Origin of the sequence: Streptomyces sp. NPDC002209, from assembly GCF_042890265.1 — a bacterium.
Classification (GTDB): domain Bacteria; phylum Actinomycetota; class Actinomycetes; order Streptomycetales; family Streptomycetaceae; genus Streptomyces.
Map to the genome: position 1 here is coordinate 46,988 of NZ_JBIARX010000018.1, position 21,525 is coordinate 68,512.

A 21,525-nucleotide genomic window follows, 5' to 3' on the forward strand; every position below is an offset into this window, starting at 1 on the left:
GTGAAGGTCGCAGTGTTCCGGGGCGTCCAACCCCCACCCGGCCGCGTAGCTTTGGTGCGTACGCCAGCCGCTGAGGGAGCAGTCGTGGCACGGAAGATCGGCAGCCGGTACACCGCGCACCAGATCCTGGGGCGCGGCAGCGCGGGCACGGTGTGGCTGGGCGAGGGGCCGGACGGGCCCGTCGCCGTCAAACTGCTGCGCGAGGACCTCGCGTCCGACCAGGAGCTGGTCGGACGCTTCGTCCAGGAGCGCAGCGCGCTGCTCGGCCTGGACCACCCGCACATCGTCTCCGTCCGCGACCTCGTCGTCGACGGCAACGACCTGGCCCTGGTCATGGACCTCGTACGCGGCACGGACCTGCGCACGCGCCTCGACCGGGAGCGCAGGCTCGCCCCCGAGGCGGCCGTGGCGATCGTCGCCGACGTCGCGGACGCGCTGGCGGCAGCGCACGCGGCCGGGGTCGTGCACCGGGACGTGAAGCCCGAGAACGTCCTGCTGGACATGCAGGGACCGCTGGGGCCGGGCGGCTCGCACCCGGCGCTGCTGACCGACTTCGGCGTGGCCAAGCTGATCGACTCGCCGCGCCGGGCCGCCGGGGCGGCGGGCGCGCGCGCCTCGGCCCCGACGACCCGGATCATCGGCACGCCGGACTATCTGGCGCCGGAGATCGTGGAGGGCCTGCCGCCGCGGGCGGCCGTGGACATATACGCCCTGGCCACGGTGCTGTACGAGCTGCTGGCGGGTTTCACGCCGTTCGGCGGGGGCCACCCGGGAGCGGTGCTGCGCCGGCACGTGACGGAGACGGTGGTCCCGCTTCCCGGCATCCCCGACGAGCTGTGGCAGCTGATCGTCCAGTGCCTGGCCAAGGCCCCGGCCTCGCGCCTGCGCGCGTCGGAGCTGTCGGTCCGCCTGCGGGACCTGCTGCCCCTCCTGGCCGGGATGCCGCCGCTGGACGTGGACGAGCCGGACGAGCCGGAGCCGGAGCCGGAGTCGGCCGAGCCGGTGGAAGCCGACGGCCCGGTCCGCCGCCGGGGGGTGGTCCCGCTGGTGCCGGGCTCCGCGACGGACTCGAACCGGGACACGCACACCTCGATGCGGGTGCCGGGGCCGGACGAGCTGGCCGGGGGCGCGCTGGGCACGGCCCGGGTCCCCCGCCCCGCGGGCGGCCACCGGCCGGGCTCGGCCCGCCACCGCGCGGAGACGGCCCGCAAGCGCCGCCTGGCCCTGACGGCCGGGGCGGTCGCCCTGGCCGCCGCGCTGGGCGTGGGGACCTGGCTGGCCGCCTCCGGCGACGAGCAGCCACCCCCGCAGGACGGCAAGCACTCGGCCCCGTCGAAGCCGAAGCCGTAGCCGGCAGCAGCCGTGTCCGGCCGGAGCCGTAGTCGGCCGGAGCCGGAACCCGGGGCCCGCTGGGGACTGTCCTAGGCCTGGGCCTGGACCAGTTCCGGGTGCCAGCGGCGGGCCACCGCCGGGTGGGCCCGGGTCCAGCCCTTCAGCTCGTTGCGGCCGTACTCCGCGTGCAGCGGATTCGTCGCGTCGTGCGCCACCCCCGGCGCCGACCGCAGGTACTCGCCCGGGACCGTCTCCACCACCGCGTCCAGCCGCGGGTTGTAGAAGAACGGCACCGAGTACCGCTCCACCGCCCCCGGCGGGCTGACCACCCGGTGGTCCGTGGCCACCAGGTACCCCTCCGTCGCGATCTCCAGCAGCTCGCCCAGGTTGACCACGAACGCCCCCGGCATCGGCGGGACGTCCAGGAACCCGTCGCCCTGCCGTACCTGCAGGCCGCCCACCGAGTCCTGGAGCAGCAGCGTCAGGAAGCCGTAGTCCTTGTGGGCCCCGACCCCCTGGTCGGTGCCGGTCGGGGAGGAGCCGGGGTAGCGGATCAGCTTCGTGTGCAGGTGCGGCCGGTCCGCGAAGGCCTCGTCGAAGAAGTCGGAGGGGGCGCCGATCGAGGTCAGCAGCTCCTTCAGCAGGCGGTGGGCCACCGCGGCCAGCCGGGACTGCCACTCCAGTACGACCGGACGCAGCTCCGGCAGGGCCTGCGGCCACTGGTTCGGGCCCTCCAGCCACAGGTACGGCGGGTCGTCGGGGCCCACCACCGGAGCCGGCCGCTCGGCGCCGACGTCCAGCTGGTCGCGCCAGTCGGAGGCCCCGCCGGTCAGCTCGTGGCCGATGCGGGTGTAGCCCCGGAAGTGCGGCGAGTTCAGGTTGCTCACGGCGAGCCGGTCGGCCTCGGGCAGGGCGAAGAAGGCCCTGGTCAGCTCAAGGATGCGGGCCGTCTCGGCATCGGTGATGCCGTGCCCGGTCAGGTGCAGGAAGCCGGTGTCCCGGGCTGCCGCGTGCAGCTGCTTCAGGAAGTCGGCCCGCTGGGTCGGGTCGTCGGCCTGGGAGAGATCGATGACGGGAAGGGAGGTGTGCGCGGACGGCATGACGGCTCCGTTTCGGATGTCACGGGGTCCTGTTCCCCAAAGGGTGTCGGGGCAGCGGATGGGGAGGGCCGCCGGCAGGGATGGCGCCGGAGCCGCTTGGGCCGCGTACAGGACCAAGTCGGATCGGGGTGGATCAGGCTTGGGGAAGGTCCGGCGGCAGACAGCTCGTCGTCGTGACACGCATGTGGTCCACATGGCGGCGCTTGACGAGGAGGAGAGTCATACCGTGAGCGTACGCCCGTTCTCTCGCTCATCAGAACGGGTGAATCGGCCTGCCCGGACGGCGCCGCCCGCGGACCGGCTACGCTGGACCCGTGGCAGTCGTCGATGTTTCCGAAGAGCTGAAGTCCCTCTCCTCGACCATGGGGTCGATCGAGGCCGTCCTGGACCTCGACAAGCTGAGGGCAGAAATCGCCGTGCTCGAGGAGCAGGCCGCCGCGCCGTCCCTGTGGGACGACCCGGAGGCCGCCCAGAAGATCACGAGCAAGCTTTCGCACCTCCAGGCCGAGGTCCGCAAGACCGAGACCCTGCGCGGCCGCATCGACGACCTCGCGGTGCTGTTCGAGCTCGCCCAGGAGATGGACGACGCGGACACCCTCGCCGAGGCCGAGGCCGAGCTGACCTCCGTCCGCAAGGCGCTGGACGAGATGGAGGTCCGCACCCTGCTCTCCGGCGAGTACGCCGAGCGCGAGGCGCTGGTCAACATCCGCGCCGAGGCCGGCGGCGTCGACGCCTCCGACTTCGCCGAGCGCCTGCAGCGCATGTACCTGCGCTGGGCCGAGCGCCACGGCTACCCCACCGAGATCTACGAGACCTCGTACGCGGAAGAGGCCGGCATCAAGTCGACCACCTTCGTGGTCAAGGCCCCGTACGCCTACGGCACCCTCTCGGTCGAGCAGGGCACCCACCGCCTCGTGCGCATCTCGCCCTTCGACAACCAGGGCCGCCGCCAGACCTCCTTCGCCGGCGTCGAGGTGCTGCCGGTCGTCGAGACCAGCGACCACGTCGAGATCGACGAGACCGAGCTGCGCATCGACGTGTACCGCGCCTCCGGCCCCGGCGGCCAGGGCGTCAACACGACCGACTCGGCCGTGCGCATCACGCACATCCCGACCGGCATCGTCGTCTCCTGCCAGAACGAGCGCTCGCAGATCCAGAACAAGGCCAGCGCCATGAACGTACTCCAGGCCAAGCTGCTCGAGCGGCGCCGCCAGGAGGAGCAGGCCAAGATGGACGCCCTCAAGGACGGCGGCAGCTCCTGGGGCAACCAGATGCGGTCCTACGTCCTGCACCCGTACCAGATGGTCAAGGACCTGCGGACGGAGTTCGAGGTCGGCAACCCGCAGGCGGTGCTCGACGGCGAGATCGACGGCTTCCTCGAGGCCGGCATCCGCTGGCGCAAGCAGCAGGAGCAGACCGCGTAAGGCGGCGAACGGCATGGGAAGGGCCCGGACACCCGAGGTGTCCGGGCCCTTCCCATGCCGGAATGTCATGATCGGAACGCGGGGAGGCTACGCCGCCTGCTGTGCCACCCAGGCCAGAGCTGCCACGAGGACCACCAGGAGCAGAATGAGCGCCATGGGGTTCAGGCCGGCGAAGGGGCCCTCCTGCTGGAGGCGCTCCCGATTCGCCCGGCACACCGGGCAGCGGCCCTGACTGACGGGCGCGGCGCAGTTCGCGCACACGAGCCGGTCATATGTCATGCGCTCTCCTCCTTTCGTCCCCTTGAACAACGCCTGACGGAACGACTCCGTTCCCCTACCACTGTGCCAGCTCTCGCGACATTCGGCGCGGCCCGTCGGGTCAATCACCCCCGGACCCCCCTCGGACCAGGGGATATATCGGGCAACTCCGGACGCCGGGCCCCCACCCCCCGCCCGTTCGCGTATGGTCACGCACACCGACTCCGCACACCTACTCCCGGCGACCGTGGTGCACCCGTGATCCGATTCGACAACGTCTCCAAGTCCTACCCGAAGCAGAACCGCCCTGCACTCAGAGATGTCTCCCTGGACATCGCGAAGGGCGAGTTCGTCTTCCTGGTCGGCTCCTCCGGCTCCGGCAAGTCCACCTTCCTGCGGCTGGTGCTGCGCGAGGAGCGGGCGAGCCACGGCCAGGTCCACGTGCTCGGCAAGGACCTCGCCAAGCTCTCCAACTGGAAGGTCCCGCAGATGCGGCGCCAGCTGGGGACCGTGTTCCAGGACTTCCGCCTCCTCCCCAACAAGACGGTGGCCGAGAACGTCGCCTTCGCCCAGGAGGTCATCGGCAAGCCGAGGGGCGAGATCCGCAAGGCCGTCCCGCAGGTCCTCGAGCTCGTGGGCCTCGGCGGCAAGGAGGACCGGATGCCCGGCGAGCTCTCCGGCGGTGAGCAGCAGCGCGTGGCCATCGCCCGCGCCTTCGTCAACCGGCCGGCCCTCCTCATCGCGGACGAGCCCACCGGCAACCTCGACCCGCAGACCTCGGTCGGCATCATGAAGCTGCTGGACCGGATCAACCGGACCGGCACCACCGTGATCATGGCCACGCACGACCAGCAGATCGTGGACCAGATGCGCAAGCGCGTCATCGAACTCGAACAGGGCCGACTCGTACGCGACCAGTCGCGCGGCGTCTACGGCTACCAGCACTGAAGGGCTTTGAGACGTCATGCGCGCCCAGTTCGTCATGTCGGAGATCGGCGTCGGTCTCCGTCGCAATCTCACCATGACCTTCGCGGTCATCATCTCCGTGGCCCTGTCGCTGGCCCTGTTCGGTGGCTCCCTGCTCATGCGCGACCAGGTGAGCCAGATGAAGGGCTACTGGTACGACAAGGTCAACGTCTCGATCTACCTCTGCAACAAGAGCGACGCGGAGGAGAACAGCGAGAGCGGGAGCAAGGCCTGCGCCAAGGGCGCGGTCACGCCCGAGCAGAAGCAGCAGATCGAGGCCGACCTGAAGAAGATGGACCTCGTCGAGACGGTCCACTACGAGTCCTCGGACGAGGCCTTCAAGCACTACAAGGAGCGTTTCGGGCACACCGCGCTCGCCTCGGTGATCACGCCGGACCAGATGCCCGAATCCTTCCGGGTGAAGCTGGAGCAGCCCGAGAAGTACAAGGTCATCACCACCGCCTTCGCCGGCCGCGACGGCGTGCAGTCGGTGGAGGACCAGCACCAGGAGCTCGACAACCTCTTCACGATGCTCGGCTACCTCAACCTGGCCGCCCTCGGCATCATGCTCATCATGCTGATCGTGGCCCTGCTGCTGATCGTCAACACCGTGCGCGTCTCCGCCTTCAGCCGGAGGCGGGAGACCGGGATCATGCGGCTCGTCGGCGCCTCCAGCTTCTACATCCAGGTGCCGTTCATCATGGAGGCCGCCTTCGCGGGCCTCATCGGCGGCGTGTTCGCCTGCGTCATGCTCGGCGCAGGCCAGTACTTCGTCATCGACCACGGCGCCTCGCTGCGCGCCAAGATGGAGCTGATCAACTTCATCGGCTGGGACTCCGTCCTGACCAAGCTGCCGCTGGTGCTGGTCATCGGGGTGCTGATGCCCTCGCTGGCCGCCTTCATCGCATTGCGCAAGTACCTGAAGGTGTGACAAGCGCCCCGTGTGAGGTCCGTCCAACCCGCCGTGCCTCCACGGGGCTTGTCCTAGACTCGGCGCCATGCTGGGCTTGCCGAGTATTCCCCCCTTCTGTCTCCGGCCCCGCGACCTGCGTCGCGGGGCCGTTTTGACGTTGGCCTTCATCGCGGCCGTCGGCGCCGCGGCGGGCACCGGCTGCTGGGACCGCGCCGACGCCGTGGGGGCCGGTGGCGGCGGGTTAACGGCCACCGGTGCGCAGACCCCCGCGGCCGCGTCCGAGGCGCCCCGGGAGGGCGGCACCGCCGACCGCGAGGCCGTGGCCCGCGCCGCCGCCGAGGCCGCCGCCGAGGGCAAGTCCGGCAAGAAGGCCGCCCAGGAGGTGGTCAGCCGCAGCGGCGACCGCTGGGGCATGGTCTACGACCAGGGCGAGTACGCCGCCTTCACCGACGACCTCGACGGCCGCTGGACCGGCGTCGGGCTCTGGACCGAGCGCCGCCAGGACGGCCGCATCGACGTCGACAAGGTCCAGCCCGGCAGCCCCGCCGCCCGGGCCGGGCTGCGCGCCGGGGACCGGCTGCTGAGCATCGACGGCAACGCCGTCACCGGCCTGCGCATCTGCGACGTGGTCGCCCTGCTGCGCGGCGAGGCCGGCACCCCCGTCGTCCTGCACCTCACCCGGGACGGCGCCGACCGCACCGAGACCCTGCGCCGCGAGCAGCTGCGCGCCGAGCCCGTGACCGTACGGGAGCTCCCCGGCGGGATCACCGTCATCAAGGTCGCCTCCTTCACCCGCGGCTCGGGCGAACAGGTCCGGGCCGCCGTCCGCGCGGCCCCGGCCGGCGCCGGGTTCCTGCTCGACCTGCGCGGCAACCCGGGAGGCCTGGTCACCGAGGCCGTGACGGCCGCCTCCGCCTTCCTGGACGGCGGGCTGGTGGCCACGTACGACGTACGGGGAACCCAGCGCGCCCTGTACGCGAGCCCGGGCGGGGACACCGCGAGACCCCTGGTGGCGCTGGTCGACGGCGGCACGATGAGCGCGGCGGAGCTGGTGACGGGCGCCCTCCAGGACCGCGGCCGCGCGGTGGCGGTGGGGACGAGGACCTTCGGCAAGGGCTCGGTGCAGATGCCGACGCAGCTCCCGGACGGCTCGGTGGCGGAGCTGACGGTCGGCACGTACCGCACCCCGGCGGGCCGCAGCCTCGACGGCGACGGCATCACCCCGGACCTCGCGGCACCCGACGGCGCCGAGGAACGGGCGCGCACGGTATTGGGTGGCCTGGGGGTGGGTCCGTAGTGCGAAAATGACCGCACTATGGCTAAGGAAAAAGGGCGCAAGCTGATCGCCCAGAACAAGAAGGCGCGGCACGACTACACGATCATCGACACCTACGAGTGCGGCCTCGTGCTCACGGGTACCGAGGTCAAGTCCCTGCGCCAGGGCCGTGCCTCGCTGGTGGACGGCTTCGTGTCGGTGGAGAGCGGCGAGGCCTGGCTCTACAACGTGCACGTGCCGGAGTACAGCCAGGGCACCTGGACCAACCACAGCGCCCGCCGCAAGCGCAAGCTCCTCCTGCACCGCGAGGAGATCGACAAGCTGGACTCGAAGACCGGCGAGACGGGCAACACGATCGTGCCGCTCTCGCTGTACTTCAAGGACGGCCGGGCGAAGGTCGAGATCGCGCTGGCGAAGGGCAAGAAGGAGTACGACAAGCGCCAGGCCCTGCGCGAGAAGCAGGACACGCGCGAGACGAACCGGGTGATCTCGGCCGTGAAGCGCAAGGAGCGCGGCCAGCTGTAATCTCCTGGCATCCCGTGGTCCACTTCGCGTACCATGGCGTCAGCACCGCCCCCCGGGGTGGAGCATCTTGAAAAATCAACATGGGGATGATCGGTTTCGACAGCGGATGTCGATGCAGGGGAAGCGAGCCGAGGAAGCGGCAATGATCTCGCTAACCACATGTCGCAAAAAATAATCGCCAACTCCAAGAGCGATAACTCCCGCTTCACCCTCGCTGCCTAATAACAGTGAGCTGAAGCCTCTGTGAGGAGCGTCAGCCCGGAAGTGGTCCCGGTCCGGATCCTGGCGTCAATTAGGGATCTAAACCTCTAGCCCCGGTCACGGGGGTTGGAGGGAAACCAAACAGTGGCTGAGCCCGTCGGAGACTTGTCCGTGTGATCTCCGGGGCCGAGAAAAGCGCAGCGGACTGCGCTCGGAGAAGCCCTGCTTCTGCACCGTTGGACGCGGGTTCGATTCCCGCCATCTCCACTCATCCCATGTGGGCGAAGGCCCCGCAGCCGGTCAGGCTGCGGGGCCTTCGTCATGCCCGAAGCGTCCGCGGCGTCAGTGGCGATAGCGCGCCTTGAGCACCTTCACTCCTTTTCCGTCCGCCCGGTACACGAGGCGGTGTTCCTCGTCGGTGCGGCGAGACCGGAGCCGGACAGCACCGTCTGGCAGATGAGGAGGGCCAGGACGGCCGCCGCGGCCGGGAGGGCGTACGGGGTGGTGGGGCCCAGGTGGTCGACCAGGGTGCCCGCCGCGGCCGAGCCCAGGGAGATGCCCGCGAAGATGGCCGTGACCGCCAGGGTCATCGACTCGTTGAGGCGGCCCTCGGGGGCGAGGGCGTGGATGCGGGACATCGCCGTGACCATCGTCGGAGCCGTGGCCATGCCCGCCAGGAGCAGGGCGCCGGCCAGCAGCGGGAGCGAGCCCGTGGCGGCCGCCGCCCAGGGGAGGGCCATCGCGGCGGACAGGGTGATCAGGCAGGTCCGCAGGCTGCGCGGGCGGAAGGCTCCGTAGAGCAGCCCGGCCGCGCAGGAGCCCGCCGCCTGGAGGCCCAGGACCAGGCCGGTGGCGGCGCCCAGCCCGCGGGCGTCGAGGTGGGCGATCGAGGTGACCTCCATCGAGCCGAAGAGCAGCCCCAGGGGGAGGAAGAGCGCCAGGAGGGGGCGTACCGCGCGGAGCGGGGAGGCGCCTCGGCCGGGGGTCGACACCGGGGGCTGCGTGGCCCGTTGGGACGTGAACAGCAGCATGCCGGTGAGCAGGAGGACGGCCGCCGCGAGGGTGCCCGCCTCCGGGAAGACGGCCGAGCACAGGAACGCCGCCACCACCGGGCCGAGCATGAAGCAGAGCTCGTCCGCGGCCTGCTCGAAGGACATCGCCGTGTGGTGCGCGGCGGGGGAGTCGCGCAGCAGGTGGGTCCAGCGGGCCCGGGACATGCCGCCGATGTTGGGGGTGGTGGCGGTGGCGGCGTACGAGGCGAACAGGGTCCAGGCGGGGGCCTGCGCACGGACGCAGAGGATCAGCGCCACCGAGCCGAGCACCGCGATCAGCGTCGCCGGGACGGCGATCCGGGCCTGCCCGTACCGGTCCACCAGGCGCGCGGTCCACGGCGCGACCAGTGCGGTGGCGGCCAGCCCGGTGGCGGTGACCGCGCCGGCGAGGGCGTACGAGCCGCGCTGGCCGGCGATCATCATGACCGCGCTGATGCCGAACATGCCCATGGGGAGGCGGGCGATGAGGTTCCCGGCGGTGAAGGCGCGGGTCCCGGGATACGAGAAGAGCCTGCCGTACGGGCCCGGCGTGCGGGCCGCAGGCCGGTGCGGGGCGGGGGCGATCACGAGGGTCGAGCCGGTCACGGTCATCAGCGGGGCGGTGGTCTGCGGCATGGTCCAAGGCTCGGGCGCGGGGTGCCCGGGCGTCCAACACCTGTTCCGGGGCCATTCACCGGCTTCCGTTGTTAGTCTCCTCGGGTGAATCCCCGTGATGTGGAACCCCGGCTGCTGCGCGGGTTCGTCGCCGTGGCCGAGGAGCTGCACTTCACCCGCGCCGCCGCCCGCCTGTACGTCGCCCAGCAGGCGCTCAGCCGGGACGTACGGCGGCTCGAAGCCGCCCTGGGCGCAGGGCTGTTCGTACGGACGACCCGCGCCGTCGAGCTGACCGCCGACGGGGAGCGGCTGCTGCCGCTGGCCCGGCGGGTGCTCGCCGCGCACGAGGCGCTCGGCGCCGCCTTCGCCTGCGCAGGCCCCCGGCCGCTGCTCGTGGATCTGAACACCGACGGGCCGAGCACCGCCCGTACCGTGCTCGAGCGGGCCCGCGAACTCGCCCCGGACTGCGAGCTGATGGCCCGCTTCGAGAGCGGGCTCACGTACGCCGCCGCCGAGGTCGCCGCCGGGCGCCTCGACGTGTCCTTCGGGTACGCCCACGGGCTGGACCCGGCGCTGCGGGCCCGCCTCGCGCACCGGCCCGTACGGTACGAGCCGCTCGCGGTGCTGCTGCCCGACGGGCATCCGCTGGCCGCGCTGGCCGAGGTACCGCTCGATGCGCTGGCCGGGGAGACCGTGTACGCGGGGGCCGGAAATCCGCGGACCCTGGAGTGGACCGGGCTCGCCCGCGAGCTGTTCGCCGGGCGCGGCATCGCCCTGGCGCCGCCCGCACCCGTGGCGATGGGGAAGGAGGAATTCCGCCGGGTCATGGCCAAGACCCGCAATCCGGTGCTGGTCACCGTGGACTTCCTCGACCTGCCCGGGTGCGTGAAACGGCCGCTGGTCGAGCCGCTGCCGCTGTCCCCGCTGTCGATGGTCTGGCGCAAGGGCTTCGGCCACCCCGGGCTCGACGCGCTGCACCGGGCCGCGGCCGGGATCGCCGCCGAGCGCGGCTGGCTGGACGTGCCCCCGGCCGGCTGGCGCCCCGCCGCGCTCACAGGCGCCCCGGGCGGCGGGTGAGTGCAAGGTTTCCCACCGGTCATCCGGCGGGGACCGGGGCCGAAACGCGCCGTTCCTACGGTCGTCACCACGGACGCGACAGCTGTGGAGGCGTGTGATGACCAGTACGACCGCACCGCGCAAGGGGGGCCGCTGGATCGAGCGGTGGGAACCCGAGGACGAGACGTTCTGGAAGGAGTCCGGGGAGCGCATCGCCCGCCGGAACCTGCTCTACTCCGTGCTCTCCGAGCACATCGGGTTCTCCATCTGGTCCCTGTGGTCGGTCATGGTGCTCTTCATGGGCCCCGCCTACGGGATCGACCCGGCCGGGAAGTTCTTCCTCATCGCGACCGCGACCTTCGTGGGCGCGCTCGTACGGGTGCCGTACACCTTCGCCGTCGCCCGGTTCGGCGGCCGGAACTGGACGGTCGTCAGCGCCCTGCTGCTGCTCGCGCCGACGGTGGCCGCACTGGTCGTCATGGAGCCCGGGACCTCGTACGGCACCTTCCTGGCGGTGGCCGCACTGACGGGCGTGGGCGGCGGGAACTTCGCCTCCTCCATGACCAACATCAACGCCTTCTTCCCGCTGCGCAAGAAGGGCTGGGCGCTCGGCCTGAACGCGGGCGGCGGCAACATCGGCGTGCCCGTGGTGCAGCTCGTCGCCCTGCTGGTCATCGGCACTGCCGGAGCCGGACACCCGAGGCTGCTGCTCGCGGTCTACCTGCCGCTGATCGTCGCCGCGGCCGCGCTGGCCCTGCTGCGCATGGACAACCTGGCTCCCGTGCGCAATGACGCGGGCGCCGTCCGCGAGGCGGCCCGGGACGCCCACACCTGGATCATGGCCTTCCTCTACATCGGCACCTTCGGGTCCTTCATCGGCTACAGCTTCGCCTTCGGGCTCGTGCTCCAGACGCAGTTCGGCCGCACCCCGCTGCAGGCCGCCTCGCTCACCTTCATCGGGCCGCTGCTCGGCTCGCTGATCCGGCCCGTCGGCGGCGCCCTCGCGGACCGGTTCGGCGGCGCTCGGATCACCCTCGCGACCTTCGTGGCGATGGCCGCCGCGACCGGGGTCGTCGTCTACGCCTCCGGCCAGAAGTCGCTGTCCGTCTTCCTCGTCGGATTCGTGGCGCTGTTCGTGCTCAGCGGGCTGGGGAACGGCTCCACGTACAAGATGATCCCCGGCATCTTCCAGGCCAAGGGGCTGGCGCGGGGCATGGACGCCGAGGCCGCGGCCGCCTACGGGCGCCGGCTGTCGGGGGCCTCCATGGGGCTCATCGGCGCGGTGGGCGCACTCGGCGGACTCGGCATCAACCTGGTGTTCCGGGAGGCCTTCTCGAGCTCCGGGTCCGGGACGGCCGCCTTCGTCACCTTCCTCGGCTTCTACGCGGCCTGCTGCGCGGTGACATGGGCGGTATACCTTCGCCGACCCGCCCCCGCGGCGCTCCCGGCGGCCGGCGCCGAGGCGAAGCCGCAGCTCACCTCGGTGTAACGGCGGTTTACGGGCACGAAATACGACGGAACCGAGCCTGACACGCCGACTTGACAGGCTCGGTTCCGTTCACGCGACAGCTGATCGCGCGATGTGATACCGACCCACTGGGCAAGGCAGGTCACCATGGACGACACGCACACCGGCACCGCCCCGACGGCGGGCCCGCTGGCGGGATTCACCGTGGGAGTCACCGCAGCCCGGCGGGCGGACGAGCTGATCGCCCTGCTGCGCCGCAGAGGCGCCACCGTCCTGCACGCCCCGGCGCTGCGGATCGTGCCGCTGGCCGACGACAGCGAACTGCTCGCCGCCACCAAGGAGCTGATCGACTGCGCGCCGGACACGGTGGTCGCCACCACCGCGATCGGATTCCGCGGATGGATCGAGGCCGCCGACGGGTGGGGCATCGGCGAGGAGCTGCTCGTGCGGCTGCGGGCCGCCGAACTGCTGGCGCGCGGACCGAAGGTGAAGGGCGCCGTCCGGGCCGCCGGGCTGGTGGAGACCTGGTCCCCGGAGTCGGAGTCCCTCGCCGAGGTGCTCGACCGGATGCTCACCGCCGGGGTCGCCGGGCGGCGCATCGCGCTCCAGCTGCACGGGGAACCGCTGCCCGGGTTCGTCGAGGCGCTGCGGGCCGGCGGGGCCGACGTGGTCGTGGTCCCGGTGTACCGGTGGATGGCCCCGGAGGACCTCGGACCGCTGGACCGGCTGCTGGACGCGGTGGCCTGCGGCGGGGTCGACGCGGTCAGCTTCACCTCGGCTCCGGCGGCCGCCTCGCTGCTGTCCCGGGCGGAGCAGCGGGGGCTGGCGGACGCGGTGCTCGCGGGGCTGCGGGGCGACGTGCTGTCGGCGTGCGTGGGGCCGGTGACGGCGCTGCCGCTGCAGGCGCGCGGGGTGGACACCGTGCAGCCGGAGCGGTTCCGGCTGGGCCCGCTCGTGCAACTGCTGTGCCAGGAGCTGCCGGGGCGGGCCCGGGTGCTGCCGGTGGCCGGACACCGCGTGGAGATCCGGGGGCACGCGGTGCTCGTGGACGCGGAGCTGCGGCCGGTGCCGCCGGCGGGGATGGCCCTGCTGCGGGCGCTGGCGCGCAGGCCGGGGTGGGTGGTGGCGCGGCCGGAGCTGCTGCGGGTGCTGCCGGGGGCGGGGCGCGACGAGCATGCCGTGGAGACGGCGATGGCGCGGCTGCGGGGGGCGCTGGGCGTGCCGAACCTCATCCAGACGGTGGTCAAGAGGGGGTACCGGCTGGCGCTGGACGCGGGGGAGTGCCACACGGACTCCGCCGGCTGAACGGGACCGGGCGGCGGGGGCTGGGATTGCCGGGTGGGGTTCGTTAGTTTGTTCCGGTGATCATTGACGGGGTGGAGATGAGGGGCGTCGAGGTCGGGGATGCCGGGGGGCTGGCCGACGTGCTGACGCGGAACCGGGCGTACATGGCGCCCTTCGAGCCGTGGCGGTCCGAGGTGTTCTTCACCGAGGAGGGCCAGATCGCCCGCATCGAGGCGCTGCTCGCCGAGCGCGACGGCGGGCGCCTCGCACCGTACGTGCTCGTCGAGGCCGGCACCGGCGCGCCCGTCGGGACGATCAACCTCGGCAGCATCTCCCTCGGGCCCTTCCGCAGCGGCGGCGTCGGCTACTGGGTCGACCGGGCCTGGACCGGCAGGGGGCTGGCCACCGCGGCCCTGGAGGAGATCTGCCGGATCGCCCGCGACGAGCTCGGGCTGCACCGCGTCGAGGCCGGGACCCTGGTCGACAACCTGGCCTCGCAGCGCGTCCTGGCCAAGGCCGGGTTCGAGCAGTACGGGCTCGCACCCCGCTACCTGCACATCGGCGGCGCCTGGCGCGACCACCGCCTCTTCCAGCGCCTCCTGCACGACGACCCGCCCCTCTAGCGGGCGGCTCGGCGACTCCCTGGCCCCCGTACGGGGGGTTCCGCATCGAAGCGGCGCGCGGCACTCTGAGAGGCACGCCCCCAGAGGGTGTCCGGCGCAAGAGGCGGTGACGGGCATGTGGTTCGACTCCGGGCGGGTCTGCCTGGACCTGGTGGCCACCCTCGCCGCCCCCGCGGGCGCCGAGCAGATCCAGGACGGCGACGAGCTGCGGCTGTGGCTCGCCGGGGCCGGGCTCGTGCCCGACCGGACGCCGATCGCGCGGGTGGGTCCCGACTGGGTGGATGCCTTCCGGGCGCTGCGCTGCGACGTGGGGAGCCTCGTACGGGCCGAGCTCGCCGGGGCCGGCCCCGACGAGGGCGCACTGGCCCGGGTCAACGCGCTGGCCGCCGGTCCACCCCCGGGACTGTGTGCCGTACAGGACCAAGAGGGTCACCTCGTACGGGAGTTGTGCGGCGGGGTGGAGTGCGGTGCGCTGCTCGCCGCCGTCGCCCGGGACGCGGTGGAACTGCTCACCGACCCGGGCGAGCGGGCCCTGCTGCGGTCCTGCGAGGGGGACGGCTGCACCCGCGTCTACCTGGACACTTCGCGCGGGCACCGGCGGCGCTGGTGTTCCAGCGAGCTGTGCGGCAACCGCGAGCGGGTCGCCCGGCACCGCCGCAGGGTGCTCGCGGCACGCCCCGGGTAGCCGCCGGGAAGTGATCTTCGCCCGGTCATCGGAACGGGCGTGCGGACCGGGTGCGGATTCGCGTACGGTTGACGGTCGCCCATGCACGTCAGAAGGGGGCCTTGGTGGCCGCGCAGAATGCCGCTGTCGACAGCACGGCGGATTCCGTCCGCGATCGGGAGATCGCGGTCGAGCAGACGCATCTGGACCAGGTGTACCGCCGCCTCGAGGAGAAGATCGACGAGGCCGAGTTCCTGATGAACGACGCGGCCAAGCGCGGTCAGGTCGGCACGCCCGGCGCGCTCGCCGAGCGCGACGCACAGGTCTTCCGGGCAGGCATCCACCTGAACCGGCTGAACAACGAGTTCGAGGACTTCCTCTTCGGCCGGATCGACCTGGTCCTCGGCAAGGACGGGGAACGCGGCCCGGACGGGGCGTACACCTCCGTCCAGCCGGCCGACGACGCGATCCGCGAGGACCTCACGGCCGACATCGCCGAGACGCTCCACATCGGACGCATCGGCGTGCTCGACGCCGACTACGCGCCGCTGGTCATCGACTGGCGCGCGCCCGCCGCCGCGCCGTTCTACCGGTCCACGCCCAAGGACCCCGGCCGGGTCGTGCGGCGCCGCGTCATCCGCTCCAAGGGCCGCAAGGTGCTCGGCGTCGAGGACGACCTGATGCGCCCGGAGATCACCGCGTTCCTCGACGGCCGGGAGCTGCCCGCCATCGGCGACGGCGCCCTGATGGCCGCGCTCGGGCGGGCCCGTACGCACTCGATGCGGGACATCGTCTCCTCCATCCAGGCCGAGCAGGACATGGTGATCCGGGCCCCCGCCGCCTCGGTCGCCGAGGTCGCGGGCGGGCCGGGCACCGGCAAGACCGCCGTCGCCCTGCACCGCGCCGCCTACCTGCTCTACCAGGACCGGCGCCGCTACTCCGGCGGCATCCTGATCGTCTCGCCGACCCCGCTGCTCGTCGCGTACACCGAGGGCGTGCTGCCCTCCCTCGGCGAGGAGGGCCAAGTCGCCATCCGGGCGCTCGGCTCGCTGGTCGACGGCGCCGAGGCGACCACGTACGACGAACCGGCCGTGGCCCGGATCAAGGGCTCCTCCCGGATGCGCAAGGTGCTCCACAAGGCCGTGCGGGGCGCGCTGGAGCTCGGCAACGCCCCGGAGCGGCTGCGGGTCGTCGCCTTCGGGCGGCGCCAGGAGCTGGAGGCCGACGACCTGAACCGGATCCGGCAGAACGTGCTCAGCGGCACCGCGCCGGTGAACCTGCTGCGCCCGCGCGCCCGCAAGCTGCTCCTCGACGCCCTGTACGCGCGCTCCGGCGGGGCCGGCCGGCACAGCGATCCGGAGCTGGCCGCCGAGCTGCGCTCCGCGTTCGACGAGGACATCTCCACCGAGGACGCGTTCATCGACTTCCTGAACGCCTGGTGGCCCGAGCTGACCCCGCGCGGGGTGCTGGCCGCGATGGCCGACGAGCGCCGGCTCGGGCGCTGGTCGCGGCGGGTCCTGAACCCGCGCGAGACCCGTCAGCTGGCGCGCTCGCTGCGCCGGGTGGGCCCGGACGGCAAGGGCCCGCTGTCGGTGCACGACGTGGCGCTGCTGGACGAGCTCCAGCTGCTGCTCGGCGCGCCGGCCCGGCCCAAGCGCAAGCGGCAGATGGACCCGCTGGACCAGCTCAGCGGGCTGGAGGAGCTGATGCCGACCCGCGAGGAGACCCAGTGGGAGCGGGCGGAGCGGATCGCGGCGGAGCGCACCGAGTACGCGCACGTGATCGTGGACGAGGCGCAGGACCTGACGCCGATGCAGTGGCGGATGGTGGGCCGCCGCGGCCGGCACGGCACGTGGACGGTGGTCGGCGACCCGGCGCAGTCCTCGTGGACGGACCCGGACGAGGCGGCCGCGGCGCGGGACGAGGCCCTGGGGTCCCGGCCCCGACGCCGGTTCACCCTGACGGTGAACTACCGCAACCCGGCGGAGGTCGCGGAGGTCGCGGCCCGGGTGCTGCGGCTGGCCATGCCGGGCATGGAGCCGCCGACCGCGGTCCGCTCCACGGGCCTGGAGCCCCGCTTCACGGCTGCCGGGGCAGATCTGGGCGCGGCGGTCCGGGAGGAGACCCGGCGGCTGCTGGAGCAGGTGGACGGCACGGTCGGCGTGGTCGTGGCCATGGACCGGCGCGCGGAGGCCGCGGGCTGGCTGGCGGACCTGGGGGAGCGGGCGGTGGCGCTCGGCAGCCTCGAGGCGAAGGGCCTGGAGTACGACGCCACGGTGGTCGTCTCCCCGGCGGAGATCGGGGACGAGTCCCCGGCGGGCCTGCGCGTCCTGTACGTGGCCCTGACCCGCGCGACGCAGCAGCTGACGGTGGTCTCGACGGGCCGTGACGAGCCCGACGGGGCGGGCGTCCCGGCGCTGCTGAGGCCGTAGTTGCGCCGAACTCGCCCCGTACGGCCGGATGGCTCGCAGCCAACGGCGTGGTGGGGCGAGGTCAAGCCCCTGGAGGGGGATCGCTTCCGGCGATCCTTTGTTAGCCTGGGTACGGCACCGGCTCGATCCAAGCCCCCGGGCCCAACCTTCGTCGCTTAGAGCGACCACTTGCCGCGAGGCGAGCATGGCGGGTCGGTGTCATAGACGTTCATACAGGTCCGCGCTCCTCGGTCACCGAGGGGCGCGGACCTTTTTCGTACGCGGCTACGCTTCCCCGCACCCCCGTCTATCTCGTATGGTGGAAATGTCTTTCCGAAATTTGTAGCTGGTTACCTTGTACCGGCTGGTAGGTGGGACGATCGGACAACAGGTCCTGCCGCACCCGGCGTGCAGCGGGACCCTGTGTGTACAGAAGAACCAGGGACAGAACAGAGGAACACGGCCATGGCAACGGCGCCCAGCGTCTCGTACTCGATGACGGTCCGCCTGGAAGTGCCCGCGAGCGGAACCGCGGTCTCCCAGCTCACCACCGCCGTGGAGTCTTCCGGTGGGTCGGTCACCGGCCTCGACGTGACCGCCTCCGGTCACGAGAAGCTCCGCATCGACGTCACCATCGCCGCGACCTCCACCGCACACGCCGACGAGATCGTCGGCAAGCTCCGGGGGATCGAGGGCGTCAGCCTCGGCAAGGTCTCCGACCGAACCTTCCTGATGCACCTCGGCGGCAAGATCGAGATGTCGTCCAAGCACCCCATCCGCAACCGTGACGACCTCTCGATGATCTACACCCCGGGCGTGGCCCGCGTGTGCATGGCCATCGCCGAGAACCCCGAGGACGCGCGCCGCCTCACCATCAAGCGCAACTCCGTCGCAGTCGTGACCGACGGCTCCGCCGTCCTGGGTCTCGGCAACATCGGCCCGATGGCCGCGCTGCCCGTCATGGAGGGCAAGGCGGCCCTCTTCAAGCGCTTCGCCGGCATCGACGCCTGGCCGATCTGCCTCGACACCCAGGACGCCGACGAGATCGTCGCGATCGTCAAGGCCATCGCCCCGGGCTTCGCCGGCATCAACCTCGAGGACATCTCCGCGCCGCGCTGCTTCGAGATCGAGGCCCGGCTGCGCGAGGCCCTCGACATCCCCGTCTTCCACGACGACCAGCACGGCACCGCCATCGTGGTCCTCGCCGCCCTCACCAACGCACTTCGCGTGGTGGGCAAGGCAGTTGGCGACGTCAAGGTCGTCATGTCCGGCGCCGGCGCGGCCGGTACGGCCATCCTCAAGCTGCTCCTGGCGGCCGGCGTCAAGAACGTCGTCAGCGCCGACATCCACGGTGTCGTGCACGCGGACCGCCCCGACCTGGTCGACGCGGACGCCGACTCCCCGCTGCGCTGGATCGCCGACAACACCAACCCCGAGGGTTACACGGGCACTCTGAAGGAGGCCGTGGTCGGCGCGGACGTGTTCGTCGGCGTCTCGGCCCCCAACGTGCTGTCCGGCGAGGACGTGGCCGCCATGGCGGAGGGTGCGATCGTGTTCGCGCTCGCGAACCCGGACCCCGAGGTGGACCCGGCCGTCGCCCGCCAGACCGCCGCCGTCGTGGCCACCGGCCGCTCCGACTTCCCGAACCAGATCAACAACGTGCTGGTCTTCCCGGGTGTCTTCCGCGGCCTGCTGGACGCCCAGTCCCGCACGGTGAACACGGACATGATGCTGGCCGCGGCGAGCGCGCTGGCGGACGTCGTCGGCGAGGACGAGCTGAACGCGAACTACATCATCCCGTCGGTCTTCAACGACAAGGTGGCCGGCGCGGTCGCCGGAGCCGTCCGCAAGGCCGCCTCGGCGATCTGACGCGGGGTCCGGTCGACGCGGGTCGCGGTACGGGGTCCGAAGGGATCCGGCAAGGCGTGCGAGGGCCGCTGTGACGGCCCTCACGGCTTGCCGATCCCGGCGCGTCGCGAGATGCGGGCCCGCCGGGCCGCCTCTAGGGTTGCGGGGATGCCCGCGAGGTCCGCGGTCCGCATCCACCGAGTGCGGACGGAGCGTCACCGCGGCGTGACTGTGGCGCTTTTCGTGTGACCCTGGCGGGTGCCGGATTGGCTTTCCCGCCGCTGGTGGGGGCAGGATGCGTAACCGGGCGAGAGGGTCTGACGTTCAGACCCGGGTCCGGGGACTGTCCGAGGGCCCTGGCAGCATCGGCTTCGATCTCACGCCTCTAAGGCAAGTTGAACACGGGAGTACAACATGAACCGCAGTGAGCTGGTGGCCGCTCTGTCCGAGCGCGCCGAGGTGACCCGCAAGGACGCCGACGCCGTTCTGGCCGCGCTCGCCGAGACCGTCGGCGAGATTGTCGCCAAGGGCGACGAGAAGGTCACCATCCCCGGCTTCCTGACCTTCGAGCGCACCCACCGTGCCGCTCGCACCGCGCGCAACCCGCAGACCGGCGACCCCATCCAGATCCCGGCCGGCTTCAGCGTGAAGGTCTCCGCGGGCTCCAAGCTCAAGGAAGCCGCCAAGGGCAAGTAGTCCGCCCTTGTGCCGAGGGCCGCGCAGGCCCTCGGGACGGCAGCAGTACGCAGAGAACGCCGAAGGGCGGCCACCCGGCTGGGTGGCCGCCCTTCGGCCTGTCCAAGGGCCCTTGCAGGGCCTTGGCGGGCCCCTTGTCGGGGCCGGCGGTGCGGGGTGCGGGCGCCCGACTCGGGGGCGCCCGCCTCGAACACGCCTCGGTGGGCGCCTCAGACGAGGTCGCCGCCCGGCAGCTCGACCTTGGCTCCCAGCTCCACGAGCTTCTCCATGAAGTTCTCGTAGCCGCGGTTGATGAGGTCGATGCCGTGGACCCGCGAGGTGCCCTCGGCCGCCAGCGCCGCGATCAGGTACGAGAACCCGCCGCGAAGGTCGGGGATGACCAGGTCGGCGCCCTGCAGCTTCGTCGGGCCGGAGACGACCGCGGAGTGCAGGAAGTTGCGCTGGCCGAAGCGGCAGGCGCTGCCGCCCAGGCACTCCCGGTACAGCTGGATGTGTGCACCCATCTGGTTGAGGGCCGAGGTGAATCCGAGCCGGGACTCGTAGACCGTCTCGTGGACGATCGAGAGGCCCGCGGCCTGGGTCAGGGCCACCACCAGCGGCTGCTGCCAGTCGGTCTGGAAGCCGGGGTGCACGTCCGTCTCGAGCGCGATCGCGTTGAGCGGGCCGCCCGGGTGCCAGAAGCGGATGCCCTCGTCGTCGATCTCGAACGCGCCGCCGACGCGGCGGTACGTGTTCAGGAAGGTCATCATCGAGCGCTGCTGCGCGCCGCGCACGTAGATGTTGCCGCCGGTCGCGAGCGCCGCGGAAGCCCAGGACGCGGCCTCCAGACGGTCCGGGAGCGCCTTGTGGTTGTAGCCGCCGAGACGGTCCACACCGGTGATCCGGATGGTCCGGTCGGTGTCCATGGAGATGATGGCGCCCATCTTCTGCAGGACGCAGATGAGGTCCTCGATCTCCGGTTCCACCGCGGCGTTGCTGAGCTCGGTGACGCCCTCGGCCAGGACGGCCGTCAGCAGCACCTGTTCGGTCGAGCCGACCGAGGGGTAGGGCAGGCGGATCTTGCAGCCGCGGAGGCGCTGCGGGGCCTCCAGGTACTGGCCGCCCTCGCGCTTCTCGATGGTCGCGCCGAACTGGCGGAGCACGTCGAAGTGGAAGTCGATCGGCCGGCCGCCGATGTCGCAGCCGCCGAGGCCCGGGATGAACGCGTGGCCGAGGCGGTGCAGCAGCGGACCGCAGAACAGGATCGGGATGCGCGACGAGCCCGCGTGCGCGTCGATGTCCGCAACGTTCGCGCTCTCGACGTGCGTCGGGTCGAGCACCAGCTCGCCCGGCTCCTCGCCGGGGCGCACGGTCACCCCGTGCAGCTGGAGCAGCCCGCGCACGACCCGGACGTCGCGGATGTCGGGAACGTTGCGGAGCCGGCTGGGTTCGCTGCCGAGCAGAGCGGCGACCATGGCCTTGGGCACGAGGTTCTTCGCACCGCGGACACGGATCTCGCCCTCGAGCGGGGTACCGCCATGGACAAGTAGTACGTCGTCTCTGTCTGTGCCGGTCATGAATCTCGCGTTCCGGAGAGGGGCTCCCCCGGCGAAGCCAGAGGAGGGTGGGCAGGGGGCCAGGGAAAAGGGTAAGGGGCACGACCCCCTTGTTCGTAAGGTCGACGCGGCCGTAGGACTGTCATGAATTAGCCACAACACCCTCAGTGGCCACCCCATGGCGGAGTGTCGCATTCCGCCCGTGACGGCCCCGCGCGCTCCTTCCTGCTGCCGTGCGCCCTGAGCTGCGTGCGATCCGATCCCTCCGCCCGCTCCCCCTGAAGGGCGAATGTGCGAGA

The 21,525-nt window shown here is 71.9% G+C and carries 18 protein-coding genes and 1 other RNA gene; 15 read left to right on the forward strand and 4 right to left on the reverse strand.

Annotation, left to right across the window (positions count from 1 at the left end):
* Positions 1–84 precede the first annotated feature (84 nt).
* A complete protein-coding gene (locus ACFYXK_RS27570; RefSeq protein WP_389413555.1) occupies positions 85–1,350 on the forward strand; it encodes a serine/threonine-protein kinase in 1,266 nt (421 codons plus the stop codon).
* 71 nt (positions 1,351–1,421) lie between these two features.
* Here the strand turns inward: ACFYXK_RS27570 and ACFYXK_RS27575 are convergent, their stop codons facing one another.
* A complete protein-coding gene (locus tag ACFYXK_RS27575; RefSeq protein ID WP_389413556.1) occupies positions 1,422–2,432 on the reverse strand; it encodes an isopenicillin N synthase family dioxygenase in 1,011 nt (336 codons plus the stop codon).
* Between the two features lie 314 nt (positions 2,433–2,746).
* On the opposite strand from ACFYXK_RS27575, the gene prfB reads away from it, so the two are divergent.
* Positions 2,747–3,856, forward strand: a complete 1,110-nt coding sequence (prfB, locus tag ACFYXK_RS27580) for a peptide chain release factor 2 (RefSeq protein ID WP_383519637.1) — start codon at positions 2,747–2,749, stop codon at positions 3,854–3,856.
* 87 nt (positions 3,857–3,943) lie between these two features.
* Here prfB and ACFYXK_RS27585 read toward each other — a convergent pair whose 3' ends face one another.
* The gene (locus ACFYXK_RS27585) at positions 3,944–4,135 is read right to left on the reverse strand and encodes a hypothetical protein (RefSeq protein ID WP_053784895.1); all 192 of its coding nucleotides are present in this window, start codon (positions 4,133–4,135) and stop codon (positions 3,944–3,946) included.
* A 237-nt stretch (positions 4,136–4,372) separates the two neighbouring features.
* On the opposite strand from ACFYXK_RS27585, the gene ftsE reads away from it, so the two are divergent.
* From ftsE to ssrA, 5 genes are all read left to right on the forward strand, one after another.
* Entirely contained in the window at positions 4,373–5,062 is a 690-nt protein-coding gene (gene ftsE / locus ACFYXK_RS27590; RefSeq protein ID WP_030161344.1) for a cell division ATP-binding protein FtsE, read from the forward strand.
* A 16-nt stretch (positions 5,063–5,078) separates the two neighbouring features.
* Positions 5,079–6,011, forward strand: coding sequence for a permease-like cell division protein FtsX (gene ftsX, locus ACFYXK_RS27595; RefSeq protein WP_383519633.1), 933 nt, complete (start codon positions 5,079–5,081; stop codon positions 6,009–6,011).
* A gap of 67 nt (positions 6,012–6,078) precedes the next feature.
* Positions 6,079–7,290: a S41 family peptidase gene (locus tag ACFYXK_RS27600; RefSeq protein WP_389413557.1), complete on the forward strand. Its 1,212-nt coding sequence runs from the start codon at positions 6,079–6,081 to the stop codon at positions 7,288–7,290.
* 18 nt (positions 7,291–7,308) lie between these two features.
* The gene (gene smpB, locus ACFYXK_RS27605) at positions 7,309–7,794 is read left to right on the forward strand and encodes an SsrA-binding protein SmpB (protein ID WP_030161337.1); all 486 of its coding nucleotides are present in this window, start codon (positions 7,309–7,311) and stop codon (positions 7,792–7,794) included.
* An 82-nt stretch (positions 7,795–7,876) separates the two neighbouring features.
* Positions 7,877–8,265: a transfer-messenger RNA gene (gene ssrA, locus ACFYXK_RS27610) on the forward strand.
* A 101-nt stretch (positions 8,266–8,366) separates the two neighbouring features.
* Here ssrA and ACFYXK_RS27615 read toward each other — a convergent pair.
* A complete protein-coding gene (locus ACFYXK_RS27615) occupies positions 8,367–9,662 on the reverse strand; it encodes an MFS transporter (protein WP_389413558.1) in 1,296 nt (431 codons plus the stop codon).
* 84 nt (positions 9,663–9,746) lie between these two features.
* On the opposite strand from ACFYXK_RS27615, the gene ACFYXK_RS27620 reads away from it, so the two are divergent.
* From ACFYXK_RS27620 to ACFYXK_RS27655, 8 genes are all read left to right on the forward strand, one after another.
* The gene (locus ACFYXK_RS27620) at positions 9,747–10,718 is read left to right on the forward strand and encodes a LysR family transcriptional regulator (RefSeq protein WP_383519620.1); all 972 of its coding nucleotides are present in this window, start codon (positions 9,747–9,749) and stop codon (positions 10,716–10,718) included.
* Positions 10,719–10,815: 97 nt separating this feature from the next.
* The gene (locus tag ACFYXK_RS27625; protein ID WP_389413559.1) at positions 10,816–12,186 is read left to right on the forward strand and encodes a nitrate/nitrite transporter; all 1,371 of its coding nucleotides are present in this window, start codon (positions 10,816–10,818) and stop codon (positions 12,184–12,186) included.
* 126 nt (positions 12,187–12,312) lie between these two features.
* On the forward strand, positions 12,313–13,470 hold the full coding sequence (locus tag ACFYXK_RS27630; protein WP_389413560.1) for a uroporphyrinogen-III synthase: 1,158 nt from the start codon (positions 12,313–12,315) through the stop codon (positions 13,468–13,470).
* Positions 13,471–13,547: 77 nt separating this feature from the next.
* Positions 13,548–14,072 (forward strand): GNAT family N-acetyltransferase, encoded by a 525-nt coding sequence (locus ACFYXK_RS27635; RefSeq protein ID WP_389413611.1) that lies wholly within the window; start codon positions 13,548–13,550, stop codon positions 14,070–14,072.
* Between the two features lie 115 nt (positions 14,073–14,187).
* Positions 14,188–14,757, forward strand: coding sequence for a CGNR zinc finger domain-containing protein (locus tag ACFYXK_RS27640; protein ID WP_389413561.1), 570 nt, complete (start codon positions 14,188–14,190; stop codon positions 14,755–14,757).
* A gap of 104 nt (positions 14,758–14,861) precedes the next feature.
* Entirely contained in the window at positions 14,862–17,168 is a 2,307-nt protein-coding gene (locus tag ACFYXK_RS27645; RefSeq protein WP_389413562.1) for a HelD family protein, read from the forward strand.
* A gap of 444 nt (positions 17,169–17,612) precedes the next feature.
* On the forward strand, positions 17,613–19,016 hold the full coding sequence (locus tag ACFYXK_RS27650) for an NAD-dependent malic enzyme (RefSeq protein WP_383519607.1): 1,404 nt from the start codon (positions 17,613–17,615) through the stop codon (positions 19,014–19,016).
* 393 nt (positions 19,017–19,409) lie between these two features.
* Positions 19,410–19,691 (forward strand): HU family DNA-binding protein, encoded by a 282-nt coding sequence (locus ACFYXK_RS27655; RefSeq protein WP_030161324.1) that lies wholly within the window; start codon positions 19,410–19,412, stop codon positions 19,689–19,691.
* 209 nt (positions 19,692–19,900) lie between these two features.
* On the opposite strand, the gene murA is transcribed toward ACFYXK_RS27655, so the two are convergent.
* On the reverse strand, positions 19,901–21,247 hold the full coding sequence (gene murA / locus ACFYXK_RS27660) for a UDP-N-acetylglucosamine 1-carboxyvinyltransferase (RefSeq protein ID WP_383519604.1): 1,347 nt from the start codon (positions 21,245–21,247) through the stop codon (positions 19,901–19,903).
* Between the last annotated feature and the right edge of the window lie 278 nt (positions 21,248–21,525).

Excerpts from the sequence above, each read along its gene's own strand:
- ACFYXK_RS27575 (WP_389413556.1), bottom strand. The coding sequence starts at position 2,432 with ATGCCGTCCGCGCACACCTCCCTTCCCGTCATCGATCTCTCCCAGGCC.
- ACFYXK_RS27585 (WP_053784895.1), bottom strand. The coding sequence starts at position 4,135 with ATGACATATGACCGGCTCGTGTGCGCGAACTGCGCCGCGCCCGTCAGT.
- ftsX (WP_383519633.1), top strand. The coding sequence starts at position 5,079 with ATGCGCGCCCAGTTCGTCATGTCGGAGATCGGCGTCGGTCTCCGTCGC.
- ACFYXK_RS27600 (WP_389413557.1), top strand. The coding sequence starts at position 6,079 with ATGCTGGGCTTGCCGAGTATTCCCCCCTTCTGTCTCCGGCCCCGCGAC.
- smpB (WP_030161337.1), top strand. The coding sequence starts at position 7,309 with ATGGCTAAGGAAAAAGGGCGCAAGCTGATCGCCCAGAACAAGAAGGCG.
- ACFYXK_RS27615 (WP_389413558.1), bottom strand. The coding sequence starts at position 9,662 with ATGCCGCAGACCACCGCCCCGCTGATGACCGTGACCGGCTCGACCCTC.
- ACFYXK_RS27625 (WP_389413559.1), top strand. The coding sequence starts at position 10,816 with ATGACCAGTACGACCGCACCGCGCAAGGGGGGCCGCTGGATCGAGCGG.
- ACFYXK_RS27630 (WP_389413560.1), top strand. The coding sequence starts at position 12,313 with ATGGACGACACGCACACCGGCACCGCCCCGACGGCGGGCCCGCTGGCG.
- ACFYXK_RS27635 (WP_389413611.1), top strand. The coding sequence starts at position 13,548 with ATGAGGGGCGTCGAGGTCGGGGATGCCGGGGGGCTGGCCGACGTGCTG.
- ACFYXK_RS27640 (WP_389413561.1), top strand. The coding sequence starts at position 14,188 with ATGTGGTTCGACTCCGGGCGGGTCTGCCTGGACCTGGTGGCCACCCTC.
- ACFYXK_RS27650 (WP_383519607.1), top strand. The coding sequence starts at position 17,613 with ATGGCAACGGCGCCCAGCGTCTCGTACTCGATGACGGTCCGCCTGGAA.
- ACFYXK_RS27655 (WP_030161324.1), top strand. The coding sequence starts at position 19,410 with ATGAACCGCAGTGAGCTGGTGGCCGCTCTGTCCGAGCGCGCCGAGGTG.
- murA (WP_383519604.1), bottom strand. The coding sequence starts at position 21,247 with ATGACCGGCACAGACAGAGACGACGTACTACTTGTCCATGGCGGTACC.